This is a genomic window from Enterobacter sp. E12 (assembly GCF_014596715.2).
Lineage (GTDB): Bacteria > Pseudomonadota > Gammaproteobacteria > Enterobacterales > Enterobacteriaceae > Enterobacter > Enterobacter bugandensis.
On record NZ_CP115601.1, the window covers coordinates 2,232,877 to 2,249,479 of the forward strand.

Annotated in this window: 13 protein-coding genes and 2 pseudogenes; 4 read left to right on the forward strand and 11 right to left on the reverse strand. The window is 56.5% G+C overall.

Translation table 11 applies throughout. The annotated features are described in order from the left end of the window. Window positions 1-12: 12 nt before the first annotated feature. The 4 genes and pseudogenes from IB212_RS10710 to IB212_RS10725 form a co-directional block, all read right to left on the reverse strand. Window positions 13-987 (reverse strand): DUF1852 domain-containing protein, encoded by a 975-nt coding sequence (locus IB212_RS10710; protein ID WP_041910103.1) that lies wholly within the window; start codon window positions 985-987, stop codon window positions 13-15. Between the two features lie 196 nt (window positions 988-1,183). Next, a pseudogene (locus IB212_RS10715) lies at window positions 1,184-1,282 on the reverse strand (type VI secretion system tube protein Hcp); the annotation flags it as partial. Between the two features lie 18 nt (window positions 1,283-1,300). Continuing rightward, window positions 1,301-1,525, reverse strand: a pseudogene (locus IB212_RS10720) (DUF4926 domain-containing protein); the annotation flags it as partial. 10 nt (window positions 1,526-1,535) lie between these two features. Continuing rightward, complete coding sequence (locus tag IB212_RS10725) at window positions 1,536-2,651, reverse strand: DUF6883 domain-containing protein (RefSeq protein WP_041910099.1); 1,116 nt, start codon at window positions 2,649-2,651, stop codon at window positions 1,536-1,538. 308 nt (window positions 2,652-2,959) lie between these two features. Here IB212_RS10725 and IB212_RS10730 point away from each other — a divergent pair, with 308 nt between their 5' ends. Further along, a complete protein-coding gene (locus IB212_RS10730; protein ID WP_041910098.1) occupies window positions 2,960-3,499 on the forward strand; it encodes a DUF2058 domain-containing protein in 540 nt (179 codons plus the stop codon). Between the two features lie 7 nt (window positions 3,500-3,506). Here the strand turns inward: IB212_RS10730 and IB212_RS10735 are convergent, their stop codons facing one another. After that, window positions 3,507-4,193, reverse strand: a complete 687-nt coding sequence (locus IB212_RS10735; RefSeq protein WP_041910096.1) for an RluA family pseudouridine synthase — start codon at window positions 4,191-4,193, stop codon at window positions 3,507-3,509. Window positions 4,194-4,283: 90 nt separating this feature from the next. After that, window positions 4,284-4,889, reverse strand: a complete 606-nt coding sequence (gene azoR, locus IB212_RS10740) for an FMN-dependent NADH-azoreductase (RefSeq protein ID WP_008502313.1) — start codon at window positions 4,887-4,889, stop codon at window positions 4,284-4,286. Window positions 4,890-5,094: 205 nt separating this feature from the next. Between azoR and hrpA the strand changes: the two genes are divergently transcribed. Next, entirely contained in the window at window positions 5,095-8,997 is a 3,903-nt protein-coding gene (gene hrpA, locus IB212_RS10745; protein WP_041910094.1) for an ATP-dependent RNA helicase HrpA, read from the forward strand. A 71-nt stretch (window positions 8,998-9,068) separates the two neighbouring features. Here the strand turns inward: hrpA and IB212_RS10750 are convergent, their stop codons facing one another. The 5 genes from IB212_RS10750 to IB212_RS10770 form a co-directional block, all read right to left on the reverse strand. Next, window positions 9,069-9,728, reverse strand: coding sequence for an O-methyltransferase (locus IB212_RS10750; RefSeq protein ID WP_188245644.1), 660 nt, complete (start codon window positions 9,726-9,728; stop codon window positions 9,069-9,071). 102 nt (window positions 9,729-9,830) lie between these two features. Further along, window positions 9,831-11,210 (reverse strand): efflux transporter outer membrane subunit, encoded by a 1,380-nt coding sequence (locus IB212_RS10755; RefSeq protein WP_188245643.1) that lies wholly within the window; start codon window positions 11,208-11,210, stop codon window positions 9,831-9,833. Then, complete coding sequence (locus tag IB212_RS10760) at window positions 11,207-12,289, reverse strand: HlyD family secretion protein (protein ID WP_188245642.1); 1,083 nt, start codon at window positions 12,287-12,289, stop codon at window positions 11,207-11,209. Before IB212_RS10760 ends, IB212_RS10755 begins: the two co-directional genes overlap by 4 nt. A gap of 22 nt (window positions 12,290-12,311) precedes the next feature. Beyond that, window positions 12,312-13,964 (reverse strand): MFS transporter, encoded by a 1,653-nt coding sequence (locus tag IB212_RS10765; RefSeq protein ID WP_032644875.1) that lies wholly within the window; start codon window positions 13,962-13,964, stop codon window positions 12,312-12,314. A 157-nt stretch (window positions 13,965-14,121) separates the two neighbouring features. Then, entirely contained in the window at window positions 14,122-15,441 is a 1,320-nt protein-coding gene (locus IB212_RS10770; protein ID WP_047365486.1) for an MFS transporter, read from the reverse strand. A 64-nt stretch (window positions 15,442-15,505) separates the two neighbouring features. Here IB212_RS10770 and IB212_RS10775 point away from each other — a divergent pair, with 64 nt between their 5' ends. Both IB212_RS10775 and IB212_RS10780 read left to right on the forward strand, forming a co-directional pair. Continuing rightward, on the forward strand, window positions 15,506-15,631 hold the full coding sequence (locus IB212_RS10775) for a hypothetical protein (RefSeq protein ID WP_261396234.1): 126 nt from the start codon (window positions 15,506-15,508) through the stop codon (window positions 15,629-15,631). Window positions 15,632-15,768: 137 nt separating this feature from the next. Next, window positions 15,769-16,563 carry a YdcF family protein gene (locus IB212_RS10780; RefSeq protein ID WP_188245641.1) on the forward strand — a complete coding sequence of 265 codons (795 nt, stop codon included), beginning with the start codon at window positions 15,769-15,771 and terminating at the stop codon, window positions 16,561-16,563. Window positions 16,564-16,603: the final 40 nt, after the last annotated feature.

Here is a 16,603-nt window from a genome sequence, read left to right on the forward strand (position 1 = left end):
TTTTTTGATGAATTAAAGCGTGTAGTTATCAGACCACTGCTCGAGAATATGTTTATAAGGCTTAATGAAATATTCTTCGGTAAATCGACCCTGTTCAATCGCCAGCCGGCTTCGCTCTTCGCGGTCATAAACAATTTTGGTTAATGAATGATCCTGCTGGTTCAGGTCCGGGCGATAAAACAGTCCCGCCGCCGAGTTCGCGTTATAAATTTCCGGGCGATAGATTTTCTGGAACGTCTCCATCGTGCTGATGGTGCCGATCAGTTCCAGATCGGTGTAATCGCTCAGCAAGTCTCCGGTAAAGAAGAACGCGAAAGGCGCCACGCTGTTCTCAGGCATGAAGTAGCGGACCTTCAGGCCCATTTTGGCGAAGTACAGTTCCGTTAACGATTCGCCATCCGGCGCGTACTCAATGCCCAGAACAGGGTGCTGGTTACCGGTGCGGCGATAGGTGTCTTTGCTCGAGACGCTCAGGCAGATCACCGGGCCCTTTCTGAAGTTCTCTTTGTATTCCGGCGAGTTCACAAAATGGCGGAAAATATTGCCGTGCAGTTCGCCAAACCTTTCCGGAATACTGAAGTGCTGCTGGTTCTTGTTGTGCTCCAGCAGCAGGACGCTGAAATCATAATCCCGCACGTAAGAGGAGAAGTTATTCCCGACAATGCCTGCGATACGCTGGTTATTTTTCTTGTCGACAATATACGTCTGCAAAATCTCGATGGCCGGGAACGGCTTTTCCGCGCCAATGTTCAAATCGATAGAGATGATTTCAAGCTCAACCGCGTAGCGATCGGCGGTCGGGTTATCCCAGCGCGCCAGGGCATTGAAGCGGTTGTTGATCATCACCAGCGTATTGCGCAGGTTTTCCTGACGTTTTTCCCCACGCGCCAGGTTGGCAAAGTTGGTGGTTGTACGCGTATTTTCTGACGGGTTGTAATTCTCATCGAAGCAACTGCGCTTAAGGGTATATGTGAAAGCTTTGCTCATTGTGGTTATGCATCCTAAGTTCATGTTGCTAAGAAGTTACTAATGCATAATTTATGCCTGAGCCTGTGGCGCAGGGGAAGTGACTTAATTTCAATGCAACATGAGGGAAGTTCATGAACAGGGAAACGCTGAGTGGAAACTTCAGATTGCTTCAGGCAGGGAAGTGAAAGAGTAAGGGGCATCGGGCCCCTTTGGGCTATGCTGTAGGACGTTCGTCCCAGGCGTCGCTGTGCATGATGTTCCCATCGACGATGCGCCAGCTAATTTTTTCATACTGCAGGCTTACGCTTTCAATCACACCTTATTCAGGGCGAACCAACCGTGTTTTGAGGGTGCCAGGAATGAAATAACTCTTTAGCTGAGCGGGTAGCAAAGCAGGCATTGCTATTGTTCTTCCTTCCTCGTCGCAAAATTCGACAAGATAGCCCAGTGTCGGAGTATCGAAAACCATAACAATCGTACCAACAGCCCCTTTTACCAGTCCTTCATCCGGTATATCCTCGTCTAAAACCACAACGTCTAATTCGGCTCTTTTCATTTTTGTTTTCTCATTTAACGAATAGGGTTGTCAGGCGAGGAACTAGCGCGTCAGTTTCATACATCCAGCCTGTACGCACGCTCGCTGTTTCACCGTTGACGCCTAAAATGGGCATATCGACAGCCATTGTTTGACCGTAATTGTTGGCCTGCAACACTTTTGCTGGGACCGATAATACGCCTTCCTGAATTTTTGCTGCTAAAACATCTGCATTAGTTGGGTTATATCCCAGCGCTGACTCAAACACCCTGGCTTTGTGCCCACCTGTAGGATGTGTTGAATCTAAAGCATAGGTTGCGAGCTTTTTCGGATCGATAATGGCGTGTTCAGCGTTCACTAACGTACCGCTTTCAGATGTGAAACCTTTTACATAAGGGCTTTCAAACGTTGGTATTTTACTGAGACCCGATATTTCATCTATCTCGCTTAGAGGATTCAACCTGCCCATTGTTAATCCTGCTGCAACAGAGGCTCCCGTAATAATTAACCCTTTGTTATTCATCACTTGATCGTAACCCGCTGGAGCATCCCCGCCAAGCTGCTGCGCGGTTTCATGAAACCCTTCAATGTTGCCGTTATATACACCGCCAGCGGCCAGCAGGTGGCCAACGGTTTTACTGTTCAGCGTTTTCCCCGATCGTGCTGTTGTTGGTCCGTAATAATCATAATGTATCCGTTGAGTGGGGGCAGGCTTCCTGCCTTGCCGATCGGCAATAACGTGCCGGTAGGCACTCATGATTGAGTCCTTATACCATGCATGCCAGGATGAGGCTGTAGGAGTAAACATCAGATCGCCGTTGTCGTCGATGTAAAATGGATTCCGGTCGCTGCTCCAGCGCCTGGAGGTATCTACACCAACAAGCCAGCCAATTTGCAGCTCGTGCTCAACCTCATCATAAATCGGATCTGCGTAGCCGCGACCTTTTCGCTCATACGGCCTTTTATATGGGAACACGCTGTATATTTTTTTGGGGAGACCAAAAGAGAGGCTTTGACCGTTAGCTTCATAAGACAGATCATAATGTATACATGCCTCTTTCAGCGAACCTGCCGGCGTGAGAATGTATTGAAAATCTCCAGGGCTTAATTGCCGTGTTAAATCATGTGACCGGTAGAGTCGGAACATGCCGAATCCTTATCGTTAAGCAACATTGTTTCTTTCAAGGGCATATTTTTTCATTCTTTAATAAGAAAAAGCAGCCTACGCCTGAAGCGAACACAGATATTCAACCCACATCATATTTATGAACTGCTCATTTTTTTTAAGAAAATAACCAGGCAATTTTTAACCATTTTTTTAGGCGTTAGCGTGAGTCTATGTTGAATCAATAATGAACCAGATTCAGGCAGCTAAACGGCATATCTGCTTCTCTGGTACACCATCCTCAATTCCCGCTATAATCCCCAAAATTTCCAACCGGTTTAGAAACGATCATGACAAAACTCACCTTACAAGAGCAGATGCTGAAAGCGGGCCTGGTCAGCAGCAAGAAAGCGGCGAAAGTGCAGCGCACGGCAAAGAAATCACGCGTTCAGGCACGTGAGGCTCGGGAAGCGGTAGAAGAGAACAAGAAGGCGCAGATCGAGCGTGACAAGCTGCTGAGCGAGCAGCAGAAGCAGGCCGTACTCGCGAAAGAGTTTAAAGCGCAGGTGAAGCAGCTGATCGAGATGAACCGCATTACCGTGGCGAAGGGCAATATCACCTTTAACTTCACCGACGGTAATCTGATCAAAAAAATTGAGGTCGACAAGCAGACGCAAACCCAGCTGATCAACGGCCGTCTGGCCATTGCGCGCCTGGTGCTCAATGCTAACGGTGACTGCGACTACGCGATCATTCCGGCAGTAGTGGCCGATAAAATTGCCCAGCGCGATGCCGACAGCATCGTCTTAAACAGCGCGCTCAGCCAGGAAGAGCAGGACGAAGACGATCCGTACGCGGACTTCAAAATCCCTGATGATTTGATGTGGTAAACCGCATTCAGAACGGGGCGGCGTGACGGGCGTTAACCGGCTCTCCGCTCACGGGATGAATAAAACTCAACTCGCTGGCATGCAGCATCAGCCGGGGCGCGTCTTCTACCCCCGGCGCGTCAAGACCGCCATACAGATCGCAGCCCAGAATCGGGTGTCCCAGCTGCTGGCAGTGAATACGCAGCTGATGGGTTCGCCCGGTCTCCGGGATCAGTTTCACGCGTGTTAGCGGCAGTCCCGCCCCCTGATAAAACCGTTCCACGACCTGATAACGAGAGCGGGCGGGTTTACCGGTGATGGCGCAGATCGACATCAGTGGAAACAGCGCCGGGTCTTTGGCAATCGGCGCATCAATAACCCCTTCATCATTTTCCACGTGGCCGCAAAGCAGGGCGCTGTAGCCTTTCTCCACGCTGCGCTGGCTGAACTGCTGGCACAGCGCCGCGTTGATGGCCTTATTGCGCGCAACCACCATCAGCCCGGACGTGCCAAAATCCAGACGGTGCACCAGCGTGCAGCCCGGGAACGTCTGAACCAGTCGATAGTGGACGGAATCAAGGTTTTGCGGATTTTTGCCCGAGAGGCTGAGCAGGCCGGAAGGCTTGTCGATCAGCAGCAGATGTTCATCCTGCCAGAGGATCTGAATGTCATCGTGACACGGTGGGGCAATAAAAGAATCAATGATCGCAGACATCAGGCCGCCCGGCTGGAGAGTGGGAGCGGATGATAACGAAATGCGGGGGAAAAGAAAAACCCTCCCACCGGGCGGTGAGAGGGAGAAGTCTTACGCTGCAACCAGGCTGTCGATGGCGGCTTTCGCGTCGGTCTGTGCTTTGGTCGCCACTTCCGGACCGTAAGCGATGCCTTCCGCGAACACGAAGTTCACGTCAGTGATGCCGATGAAGCCCAGGAACAGGCTCAGGTACGGCGCAACCAGGTCAGTTGGGGTATCCTTATGAATACCGCCACGGCTGGTCAGGACGATCGCACGCTTGCCTTTTACCAGACCTTCCGGGCCGTTCTCGGTGTAGCGGAAGGTTACGCCAGCGCGCGCCACCAGGTCGAAGTAGTTCTTCAGCTGGGTAGGAATGTTGAAGTTGTACATTGGGGCGTTGATGACGATAACGTCATGCGCCTGCAGCTCAGCAATCAGCTCGTCGGACAGGGCCAGGGCTTCCTGCTGACGCGGGGACAGTGGCGCATCGCTTGGGCGCAGCGCGCCAACCAGCTCGCCGTCCAGCACAGGAATAGGGTTTGCTGCCAGGTCACGCACGGTGATTTCGTCTGCAGAATGCTGTTCACGCCACTGTTCAACGAAGTAATCAGACAGCTGACCAGACTGAGAGTACCCTGCCAGAATACTGGATTTCAAAACTAATACTTTGCTCATGGGTGATTCCTGTTGTTGCATTTGATTGAAGGGGGGGGCCCCGTTGCTTGTTGACACTTTATTCACAATCTTGCCACAGAGATAGCGCAATATATCGAAGCCTATGTTCGAATTTTTTGAATAAGGCGCTAAAAGCGTCAATGTGGTACTCTATAGCAATCATTAAAAAGAGATTTTATCCGGCAGAGCACTGCCCGTTAACGCTATGACAGAACAACCCAAAATCACCTTCCCGATGCTCCTGCAACAGCTTGATTCCCTGATGCTGCGCGATAAACAGCGGTTTTCCCGCCGGCTGCACGGCGTGAAGAAGGTTAAAAATCCTGATGCACAACAGGCCATTTACCAGGAGATGGCCAAAGAGATTGAACAGGCGGCAGGGAAGGTTGTGCTGCGCGAAGCCGCGCGTCCGGCGATCACCTACCCGGAAAACCTGCCCGTCAGTCAGAAGAAACAGGACATCCTTGAGGCCGTCCGCGATCACCAGGTGGTGATTGTCGCGGGGGAAACCGGTTCGGGAAAAACCACCCAGCTGCCGAAAATCTGCATGGAGCTGGGCCGCGGGGTGAAGGGGCTGATTGGCCACACCCAGCCGCGTCGTCTGGCGGCGCGCACCGTGGCGAACCGTATTGCCGAAGAGCTGCAGACGGAGCCGGGCGGCTGCATCGGCTACAAGGTGCGATTCAGCGACCACGTCAGCGACAACACCATGGTCAAGCTGATGACGGACGGTATCCTGCTGGCGGAAATACAGCAGGACCGCCTGCTGATGCAGTACGACACCATCATCATCGATGAAGCGCACGAGCGCAGCCTGAACATCGACTTCCTGCTTGGCTATCTTAAAGAGCTGCTGCCGCGGCGCCCTGATCTGAAAATCATCATTACCTCCGCGACCATCGACCCGGAGCGCTTCTCAAAACACTTCAACAATGCGCCGATTATTGAAGTGTCGGGCCGCACCTATCCGGTGGAAGTGCGCTATCGCCCGATTGTGGAAGAGGCGGATGATACCGAGCGCGATCAGCTGCAGGCCATCTTCGACGCCGTTGACGAGCTGGGCAACGAGAGCGCGGGCGACATCCTGATCTTCATGAGCGGCGAGCGCGAAATTCGCGATACCGCCGATGCGCTCAGCAAGCGCGACCTGCGCCACACCGAGATCCTGCCGCTGTATGCCCGCCTGTCGAACAGCGAGCAAAACCGCGTCTTCCAGCCACACAGCGGACGCCGCATCGTGCTGGCGACCAACGTGGCGGAGACCTCGCTGACCGTACCGGGGATTAAATACGTTATCGACCCGGGCACGGCGCGCATCAGCCGCTACAGCTACCGCACCAAGGTTCAGCGCCTGCCGATTGAGCCGGTCTCCCAGGCTTCCGCTAACCAGCGTAAGGGCCGCTGCGGCCGCGTGTCGGAAGGGATCTGTATTCGTCTTTATTCCGAAGACGATTTCCTGTCGCGCCCGGAGTTTACCGACCCGGAAATTCTGCGCACCAACCTGGCGTCCGTTATCCTGCAGATGACAGCGCTGGGGCTGGGCGACATCGCGGCTTTCCCGTTCGTGGAAGCGCCGGACAAGCGCAACATTCAGGATGGCGTGCGTCTGCTGGAAGAGCTCGGGGCGATTACCACCGACGAGCAGGCGAGCATCTATAAGCTGACGCCGCTGGGCCGCCAACTCAGCCAGCTGCCGGTCGACCCGCGCCTGGCGCGCATGGTGCTGGAAGCGCAAAAGCACGGTTGCGTGCGCGAGGCGATGATCATCACCTCGGCGCTCTCCATTCAGGACCCGCGCGAGCGTCCGATGGACAAACAGCAGGCGTCGGACGAAAAGCACCGCCGCTTCCACGATAAAGAGTCTGATTTCCTCGCCTTTGTGAACCTGTGGAACTACCTCGGCGAGCAGCAGAAAGCGCTCTCCTCGAACCAGTTCCGCCGCCAGTGCCGCGTGGATTTCCTCAACTACCTGCGCGTGCGTGAATGGCAGGATATCTACACCCAGCTGCGCCAGGTGGTGAAAGAGCTGGGCATTCCGGTGAACAGCGAACCGGCGGAGTACCGCGAAATTCATATCGCGCTGCTGACCGGCCTGCTGTCCCATATCGGGATGAAGGATGCGGATAAGCAGGAATATACCGGCGCGCGTAACGCGCGTTTCTCCATCTTCCCGGGTTCCGGCTTGTTCAAGAAGCCGCCGAAGTGGACCATGGTCGCGGAGCTAGTGGAAACCAGCCGCCTGTGGGGGCGCATTGCCGCGCGCATCGACCCGGAATGGGTTGAGCCGGTGGCTCAGCACCTGCTGAAACGCTCGTACAGCGAGCCGCACTGGGAGCGCGCGCAGGGCGCGGTGATGGCGACCGAAAAAGTGACCGTTTACGGCCTGCCGGTGGTCGCCGCGCGTAAGGTCAACTACAGCCAGATCGATCCGGCGCTCAGCCGCGAGCTGTTTATCCGCCACGCGCTGGTGGAGGGGGACTGGCAGACGCGCCACGCGTTCTTCCGTGAAAACCTGAAGCTGCGCGCCGAGGTGGAAGAGCTTGAGCACAAGTCCCGACGCCGCGACATTCTGGTGGACGATGAGGCGCTGTTTGAGTTTTACGACCAGCGCATCAGCCATGATGTTATCTCCGCCCGCCACTTTGACAGCTGGTGGAAGAAGGCCAGCAAAGCGACGCCGGACCTGCTCAACTTCGAAAAGAGCATGCTGATTAAAGAGGGGGCGGAGTCGGTCAGCAAGCTCGACTACCCGAACTTCTGGCATCAGGGCAACCTCAAGCTGCGTCTGACCTACCAGTTTGAACCGGGCACCGACGCGGACGGCGTAACCGTCCACATTCCGCTGCCGCTGTTAAACCAGGTCGACGAGAGCGGGTTTGAGTGGCAGATCCCCGGCCTGCGCCGCGAGCTGGTGATTGCGCTGATCAAATCCCTGCCGAAACCGGTGCGGCGCAATTTTGTGCCAGCGCCAAACTATGCGGAAGCGTTTCTGGGCCGCGTCACGCCGCTGGAACTGCCGCTGCTGGACGCGCTGGAGCGTGAGTTCCGCCGCATGACCGGTACCACCATCGACCGCGAAGACTGGAACTGGGATCAGGTGCCCGATCACCTGAAAATCAGCTTCCGCGTGGTGGATGATAAAAACAAAAAGCTGCTGGAAGGGCGTTCCCTCAGCGAGCTGAAAGAGGCGCTGAAAGGCAAAGTTCAGGAGACGCTTTCTGCGGTGGCGGACGACGGCATCGAGCAGAGCGGGCTGCATATCTGGAGCTTTGGCCAGCTTCCGGAAAGCTACGAGCAGAAGCGCGGCAACTATAAGGTCAAAGCCTGGCCGGCGCTGGTGGACGAACGTGACAGCGTGGCGATTAAGCTCTTTGATAACCCGCAGGAACAGCAGCAGATGATGTGGCGCGGGCTGCGCCGCCTGCTGCTGCTCAACATCCCGTCGCCGATCAAGTATCTGCACGAGAAGCTGCCGAACAAAGCCAAGCTGGGGCTCTACTTTAACCCGTACGGCAAGGTGCTGGATCTGATTGACGACTGCATCTCCTGCGGCGTGGACAAGCTGATCCACGAGGCGGGCGGCCCGGTCTGGACGGAAGAAGGTTTTGCGAAGCTGCATGACAAGGTTCGCGCCGAGCTGAACGACACCGTGGTGGAGATAGCCAAACAGGTCGAGCAGATCCTCACCGCCGTGTTCAATATCAACAAGCGCCTGAAGGGGCGCGTGGATATGACCATGGCGCTGGGGCTGTCGGACGTGAAGGCGCAGATGGCGGGGCTGGTGTACCGCGGCTTTGTCACCGGCAACGGCTTTAAGCGTCTGGGCGATACGCTGCGCTATCTGCAGGCGATTGAAAAACGTCTGGAGAAAATGGCGATCGATCCGCACCGCGATCGCGCGCAGATGCTGAAGGTCGAAAGCGTGCAGCAGGCGTGGCAGCAGTGGTTAAACAAGCTGCCGCCGGCGCGCCGCGACGATGAAGATGTGCAGGAGATCCGCTGGATGATCGAGGAGCTGCGCGTCAGCTTCTTTGCCCAGCAGCTCGGTACGCCGTACCCGATTTCGGACAAACGTATATTGCAGGCGATGGAGCAGATTTCCGCTTAACGTCCTTGCCCGGTTTTCTCCCTCTCCCTGTGGGAGAGGGTCGGGGTGAGGGCATCAGCCCGCACATTTTTTCACCCATTCACAATCGCCAGCGTAAACCCATCCCATCCCTTAACCCCCACCGTTTGCAGCGCGGTGGCGGTTAAGCGCGGGTTAACCCCCGTCATCTCGATAAAACGCCGTACGCCCAGCACGCGCGCGTCGTCGCTTTGCCCGTTAATGACCTCGCCGTCGCGGACCACGTTATCGCCGATAATCACCGTGCCGGGACGGGAATAGTGAAGCGCCCACTCCAGATAGCCGGGATTGTTTGGCTTATCGGCATCAATAAAGATCAGGTCGAACGGCGGAACGTCACCGAAATTCTCCAGCGAGTTCAGCGCCGGGCCTTCTATTAATTCAATACGATCGTTCAGCCCCGCGAGGCGAATATTCTGGCGGGCAACATCGGCATGCGTTGGGTCCGCCTCGAGCGTAATCAGCTTTCCGTCCGGCGGCAGGGCGCGCGCCATCCAGATAGAGCTATAGGCACCCAGCGTACCGATCTCAAGAATGCGTCTTGCCTGCGTCATGCGCACGAACAGCGCCAGCAGCTGTCCCTGGTTGGCCGCAACATCGTGTTCGGGTAGCCCGGCGCATTTGTTGTTTTCAAGAACCTTCTGAAGAACCTCATCCTCAGGGATAAGCGAAGAAATCATGTAATTATCTACTGCAGACCATTGTTGTTGCATAGATTGACTCCTTAAGAGGGAGTGCCGGATGGCGGCTACGCCTTACCCGGCCTACGGGGGCGAAATGCAGATCCGGTAAGCAAAGCGCCACCGGGCAGGTTTTCAGGCACTGACCCATCCTCCGCCCAGCGCTTTATACAAATCAATCTGCGCCAGCAGCAGGTTATTTTTTACCTGCACCACGCTGGTCTGGACCGAGTACAGCGTGCGCTGCGCGTCCAGCACGTCAAGATAGGATGAATAACCGTTGCGATAGCGGTTCTGCGCAATGCGCAGCGTCTCCCGGGCCACATCCTGCTGGGCAAGCAGCTCCGTCAGCTGTTCCTGATAGCGCGTAATGGCATCAAGGCTGTTGTTCACTTCGGCAAACGCGTTACGCACGGTTTTTTCATACGCATACAGCGCCTGGTTACGCTGGGACTGGGAAATATCCACCTGCGCGTTCAGCGCCTGGCGGTTCAGCAGCGGGGCGAGAATGCTGCCGCCTGCGCTCCATAGCTGGAGCGGGTTATCCAGCAGGCCGGAAAGGGTGCGATCCTGGATCGATCCGGTTGCGGTCAGATTGATCGACGGCAGCAGGCTGGCGCGTGACGCGGCAAGCGAGGCATCAGCCGCGACCAGCTGTCGCTCAGCCTGCACGATATCCGGCCGACGATTCAGGAGCGTGGAGGGCAGCTGTGACGGCAGCGTGAGCGGCGTCAGCGCCGCAAAGCTTTCGCTACGCGCTACCGCACCGGGATTGCTTCCCAGCAGCAGGCTCAGGGCATTCTCCTCCTGCGCAATCTGATGCCGCAGCACGGGCACCTGCGCTCGCGTTGAGCGAAGCTCGGAATCCGACTGCATCAGCTCCAGGCGCGAACTGTAGCCCGTCTCAAGCTGGCGTTTGGCAAGCTTAAACGCCTCTTCGCGCGATTTCAGCGTGGATTCGGTCACGCGCAGCTGTTCATCAAGCGAGAGCAGGGTGACGTACCCGGAGGCAACGGACGAGGCGACGGTGAGATCCGCAGCCGCGGCGGCGGCTTTTTGCGCCTCCAGCGAGGCTTCGGCGGCATTGGCCGCGCTGCGGTTGACGCCCCAGATATCAACGTCATAGCTCGCCGTCAGGCTGCCTCTGTACAGCGTGCTGTAAACCGGAAGCCCAGTGGCGGCGGATTGAGAACGAGCGCGCGTCCCGGTTACGCCCGCGTCGAGCGAAGGAAACAGGCTGCCGTCGGCGGCAAAGACCCGCGCCTGATATTCGTTTATCCGCTCGCGGGCAATCAGCACATCGCTGTTGTTTTTTAGCGCCTGGTCCACATAGCGGTTGAGGTTGTTGTCATGAAAATTGCGCCACCAGAGCTGTTCCGTCGGGCTGGTTGGCCCTGAGACGGCACGCCATTGAGCCGGAATTTGCAGGGTCGGCTGCGCCGGCTTGACGTCGACGGACTGGCATCCGGCCAGCGTAACCGCCAGCACCAGCGCGGCTATCGGGCGAAGGATCATGGCTTCGACTCCCGCGTATCGATCGTCACCTGGACCGACATACCCGGACGCAGCAGCGCAGACTCTTCAGGCTTACCGAGCACCTCAATGCGCACCGGAATACGCTGGGCGATTTTGACAAAGTTACCGGTGGCGTTGTCCGGCGTGATAGCGCTGAATTCAACCCCGGTCGCCGGCGAGATGCTCTCTACGCGGCCCTGATACGCTTTGTTGTTTAAGGCATCGACGGTAAATTTCACCGGCTGACCGACGCGCAGCTCCGCCAGCTGGGTCTCTTTAATGTTGGCGATGACCCAGTGCTGCGGCGGCACCAGGGTGGTGAGGTGCGTCCCGGCGGTCACATATGCCCCGAGACGCACGGCGATCTGGCCGAGCTGGCCGTCACGCGGCGCCACAATGCGGGTGTTTTGCAGGTCAATCTGCGCCAGCTCCAGCGCCGCTTTAGCGTTTTCAACATCCGCTTCCAGCGCACCGCGGTTCACAATCACCGTCTGCAGATCCTGACGCGACATCTCAAGCGCGGCTTTCGCCTGGTCGATGTCGGCGCTACCCTGAGCTGCACTGGCCAGCGCGGCGTCGCGCTCGCGAATGGAAAGCGAGCCGTCCGCCGTCAGCTCTTTCACCCGTTTTAAATCCGCCTGGCTTTTCAGGCTCTGGGCGCGGGCATTTTTCAGCGCGGCTTCATTTTTGGCAATGGTCGCTTCGGCGCTTTTCCGCTGCTGCAGGTTGTTATTCAGCGCGGCAATTTTCATCGCCTGCTGCGCCTCGGCCTGATGGACGCGCTGGCGATAGATGCGGTCATCGATCTGCAACAGCAGATCGCCTTTTTTGACCTGCACAAAGTCCTGAACCTTCACCTCGGTAATATAGCCGTTAACCTGGGGGCTAATGAACGTCGTCTGGCCGCGCACGTAGGCGTTGTCGGTAAACTGCGCGTGGCGGGTAAACGGCGGCAGCTGCCAGGCGTAAAGAATGACCAGCACGCCAACAATACCGATGGCAGCGGCGGTGAAAACGGAAACAATGCGCACATTTTTGCGGGTGTTGGCCTGCTCTTTGGCGGCATCCTGCTGACTCATAAACTCTCCAGAAATATTACAATTATTTGTTGCCGGTGGCGTTCTTCAGCGCCATACGGGCAGTAATGCGCAGGCGCAGCAAGCGCCATAAAATCCAGACCAGCGTGGCGGCAGCGATGCTTGCCGTCAGCAGATAAGTATCGTTGTAGGCCAGAATATTTGCCTCAAGGCTGGTCACCGTCTGTAGCTGGGTAATGGCCTGCGTTCCCAGCAGCGTACTGTCGCCAATCAGGCTTTTATACATCTGGGTATAAAGCTGAATCCGCTCGTTGACCAGCGGGTTAAGCGTGGTGAGCTGATCCGCCAGCAGGCTGGAGTGGTACTTCTCGCGCCAGGTCTGGAAGGTGCCGAGAATCGCCGATCCCAGCAGGCCGCCGAGGTTCTGGCTCATGCCAAACATAACCGAAAAGCTGACCAGGTTACGCGGGTCGGCAATTACCCCGCCAATGGCGGCCAGCATGGCGGGCGCCAGGAAGAAGGCGCTGCCGAAGCCCAGCAGGAACTGGCTGACCATCAGCTGATCCGGGCGGGTCAGGTTATTGGACTGGCTGTCCAGCAGCGAGGCAACAATCATCAGCGCCAAAGAGGTGATAATCGGCCACGCCAGCTTTGTAGGCTTAATGGTGAGGCAGCTGGTGACGATCCCGCAGACGATCCCGGCGAAAATGGACCACGCCAGATGGGTCATCTGCTCATTCTGTAACCCCACGTACTGCAGCCAGCCGATGACGCCGGTATTTTGCTCCGCCAGCACGATGCGGATCAGCAGCATAATCAGCCCCAGGCGAACGATGCTGCCGCTCGACAGCCAGCGGGTGTTCAGCAGCGGGTTGGCGCGGTTATGTTCAAACACGATGGCGGAAACAATCAGCACCAGCGATAGCGCCAGCGACCAGCCGATCCACGGCGCCTCGAACCACCAGTCAAGACGGCCTAAAGAGAGCACGGCGCAGAGCAGGGCCATTCCGGGAGCCAGTAAAAAGAAGGTGACAAAGTCTTTCTTCTCGAAGACCTTGCGTCGGTCACCCGGCGGCAGTTTTAAGGCGATTACGCAGGCCAGGGAGATCAGCGCCAGCCCCAGTTCAAAGAAATAGAGCCCGCGCCACTCGTCTAGCTGGAGAAGCTCAGTGGAAAACAGACGCGCCAGCGGAATAGCGAGCGACGATCCAGTGATCCCGATGGTAAGCGCCTTCAGGCGATGCTTCGCAGGCCAGGCCTGGATTTGATAGTAAATCCCCAGCGAGCTGAGCGCGGCGGCCACCATCCCGTGCGCGGCGCGTACCATCAGCGCGGAACTGAGGTCGTTAACGAACAGGTGGAAAAAGGTGACCAGCACGTACAGCACCAGAAAACCTTCCGTAAAGGCGCGCAGGCCGTACTGTTGACGAAATTTGACCAGCAGCAGGTTAATGGAGATGTTGGTCATCACATAGACTGCAGGCAGCCAGGCGATTTCGGTCGACCAGGCCCCGAAGGTTCCCTGCAGGTTTTGCAGGTTGGCGGTGACCACCGCATTGCCCAGTGCCCCCGTCAGGCAAACCAGCAGCCCAACGACGCCATAGGCGACGCGTTTTGGCGTACTGTGCTCGGGGGTGGAAGGCGAACCCAGCAGGGCGGGTTTCTCATGGGGCTGCCACTCGCGAGGAGCATAAGGGTCGCGTTCGGGCAGGCGCATAACGTCATTACCTTAGAAATGATTGAATAATTAGCGGGCTAGCGATTCTACGTCTGCCGCAAATGATAATTCAAGTGAATATGATTTGCGCATGTTAATCAAATGTACGAGAGAAATTTAAGGAAAAAGAGCGGCCCGCAGGACGGGCCGGGAAAGGTCAGAGACGTTCGGGCTGCGCCTCGACGAGAGTGGCACGCTTAACGCGGCTGGCGCAGAAAATCGCGATTAAGGAGATGGCTACCGTGACGGCAAGATACCAGGCCACCGGAACCCAGTCGCCGTCATATTTTGCCAGCAGGCCGGTCGCAATCAGCGGGGCGGTACCGCCAGCCAGCGCGGCACCCAGTTGATAACCGAGCGTAATGCCGGTGTAACGCACGTTTGCGCTAAAAATTTCAGAGCACAGCGTGCCGAGTACCGCCGTGACCGGTGCCCACAGCACACCAAAGGCGATCACCGTCGCGAGCACAATCCCCCACGTGGTACCGGTATTCAGCAGCATAAACCATGGCACGATAAACAAACCCAGGATAAAGACGCTCGTGGCATACATACGCTGACGGCCAATTTTATCCGAGAGCAGCCCCATTAACGGAATCATTATCGTGGCCACCAGGGCCCCCAGCGTCACGGCCTCCAGCGCCTGCGATTTTTGATAGGTTAGCGTGCTGGTGGCATAGCTCACCACAAACGTAGAGAAAATATAAAACGGCGCGGTTTCCACGACTTTGAGGCCGGCGGCAATCAGCACTTCACGCCAGTGATGTTTCAGCGTATCGCGCAGGGGAGCCTTAGCCACCTGACCGGACGCTTTCACTTTCTGAAAATCAGGCGTTTCATCAATATCTTTTCGGATCCACAGGCCGAGCAACACCAGAACAGAGCTCAGCAGGAACGGGATACGCCAGCCCCAGGAGAGAAAATCCTCTTCGCTGAACATCGTCATCAGCGACACGATAAAGGTCGCCATCAGCATGCCGATGGTGACGCCCGCCTGCGGAATGCTGCCGAAGAACCCTTTGCGTTTTTCAGGCGCGTACTCATAGGCCAGCAACAGCGCACCGCCCCATTCACCGCCGATACCCATCCCCTGAATGATGCGCATCAGGATCAGCAGCGCCGGAGCCCACATACCAATCATTTCATACGTGGGCAACAGGCCAATCATAACGGTTGCACCTCCCATCAAAGAGAGGGTCAGCACGAGGGTTTTTTTACGGCCAATGCGGTCACCGATGTGTGCGAAAAGTACCCCGCCAATGGGACGTATAAAAAAGGTTAATGAGAAAGAGAGATACGAGAGAATGAGTCCGATCACCGGATCGACCATCGGAAAAAAGATCTTATTAAAGACCAGCGCGGCCGCCGTACCGTAGAGGAAATAGTCAAACCATTCAATGGCGCTCCCGGTAAGGCTGGCGATTAACACCTTCTTATTTTTTCGTAATACCGTCGTCGTACTTTCATGTTCTGTCATGAGCTGAAACCCCGCCACGTTGCTGATATATGAGGTGTCACCTGGCGCGCTTCAGGTGCAACCCGTGAAGATGAAAAAGGTTGTGAAATTGTTAAGCAACTTAGGGTTGGATGTTGCATTTAGCAAGCGCTGGCGGGCTGAAACTGGTCAGATCACGGTTAAATTAGCAGCGTTGGCTGCTTTTTCATGACGCCTGTACAATACAATGTTTTGTAGGGCTGGAAATTAAAAGCACAATAGGCAGGTGCAACCCGATGATTTTTGGATGTTTCTGGTTATTTCAGAAAAATGGTAAATTCGCTGCTTCAACAACGTGAGGAGTTCACCATGGTTCAGCCCCATTTTCCCCTTCTGGCGAATGCCACACTGGCGGCCATCAATACTGTCGGCGCATGGCTGGCGCAGGACGACCTGAGCATGACGCGTCAGGCCCCGGAGATTGATGCGGTGATTCTGGCTGGCAACGCGGTGATCCCAACCATTGACGCGGCCTGCAGTATTGCCTCTCAGAAAGACGTTCCGCTTCTGATCAGCGGCGGCATCGGCCATTCGACCCCGTTTTTATATGAAGCGATCCGCAATCACCCGCGTTATCACACTCTACCGGTCGCGGGACGGGCAGAAGCAAACATTCTTGCCGACGTTGCACGGGCGTTCTGGCAGATCCCCGAGGCGCGCCTGTGGGTTGAAGATCGCTCCACCAACTGCGGTGAAAACGCGCGTTTTAGCTGGAACATGCTGAAAGAGCGTCAGCGGACAAGCGGGCGCGTGCTGGTGGTGCAGGACCCAACGATGCAGCGCCGCACGATGGCGACGTTTGCCCGCGTGTGCCGCGATGAACCCGCATCACCGCAGTGGATCAGCCATCCCGGGTTTAAGCCAGCGCTGCAAAACGGCACTGAGGGCGTAGAGTTTAGTGGGGGCAACGCCGGGCTGTGGCCCGTTGACCGTTATCTTTCACTGGTTATGGGGGAACTGCCGCGCCTGTATGATGACGTCAACGGCTATGGCCCGGCCGGGCGGGATTTTATCGCCCACGTTGCCTTTCCGGAGGCGGTGACTGCCGCGTGGAAACAGCTACAGCAGGATCCTGTCTTGAAGGGCGCACGTAAAATAATTTAGGCACGGAACAATCCCCTCGCCCCTTTGGGGAGAGGGTTGG

Coding starts and splice junctions, on each gene's coding strand:
- IB212_RS10780 (WP_188245641.1), top strand. CDS start 15,769: ATGGTTCAGCCCCATTTTCCCCTTCTGGCGAATGCCACACTGGCGGCC.
- IB212_RS10735 (WP_041910096.1), bottom strand. CDS start 4,193: ATGTCTGCGATCATTGATTCTTTTATTGCCCCACCGTGTCACGATGAC.
- IB212_RS10760 (WP_188245642.1), bottom strand. CDS start 12,289: ATGAGTCAGCAGGATGCCGCCAAAGAGCAGGCCAACACCCGCAAAAAT.
- IB212_RS10755 (WP_188245643.1), bottom strand. CDS start 11,210: ATGATCCTTCGCCCGATAGCCGCGCTGGTGCTGGCGGTTACGCTGGCC.
- IB212_RS10765 (WP_032644875.1), bottom strand. CDS start 13,964: ATGCGCCTGCCCGAACGCGACCCTTATGCTCCTCGCGAGTGGCAGCCC.
- azoR (WP_008502313.1), bottom strand. CDS start 4,889: ATGAGCAAAGTATTAGTTTTGAAATCCAGTATTCTGGCAGGGTACTCT.
- IB212_RS10750 (WP_188245644.1), bottom strand. CDS start 9,728: ATGCAACAACAATGGTCTGCAGTAGATAATTACATGATTTCTTCGCTT.
- hrpA (WP_041910094.1), top strand. CDS start 5,095: ATGACAGAACAACCCAAAATCACCTTCCCGATGCTCCTGCAACAGCTT.
- IB212_RS10725 (WP_041910099.1), bottom strand. CDS start 2,651: ATGTTCCGACTCTACCGGTCACATGATTTAACACGGCAATTAAGCCCT.
- IB212_RS10730 (WP_041910098.1), top strand. CDS start 2,960: ATGACAAAACTCACCTTACAAGAGCAGATGCTGAAAGCGGGCCTGGTC.
- IB212_RS10710 (WP_041910103.1), bottom strand. CDS start 987: ATGAGCAAAGCTTTCACATATACCCTTAAGCGCAGTTGCTTCGATGAG.
- IB212_RS10770 (WP_047365486.1), bottom strand. CDS start 15,441: ATGACAGAACATGAAAGTACGACGACGGTATTACGAAAAAATAAGAAG.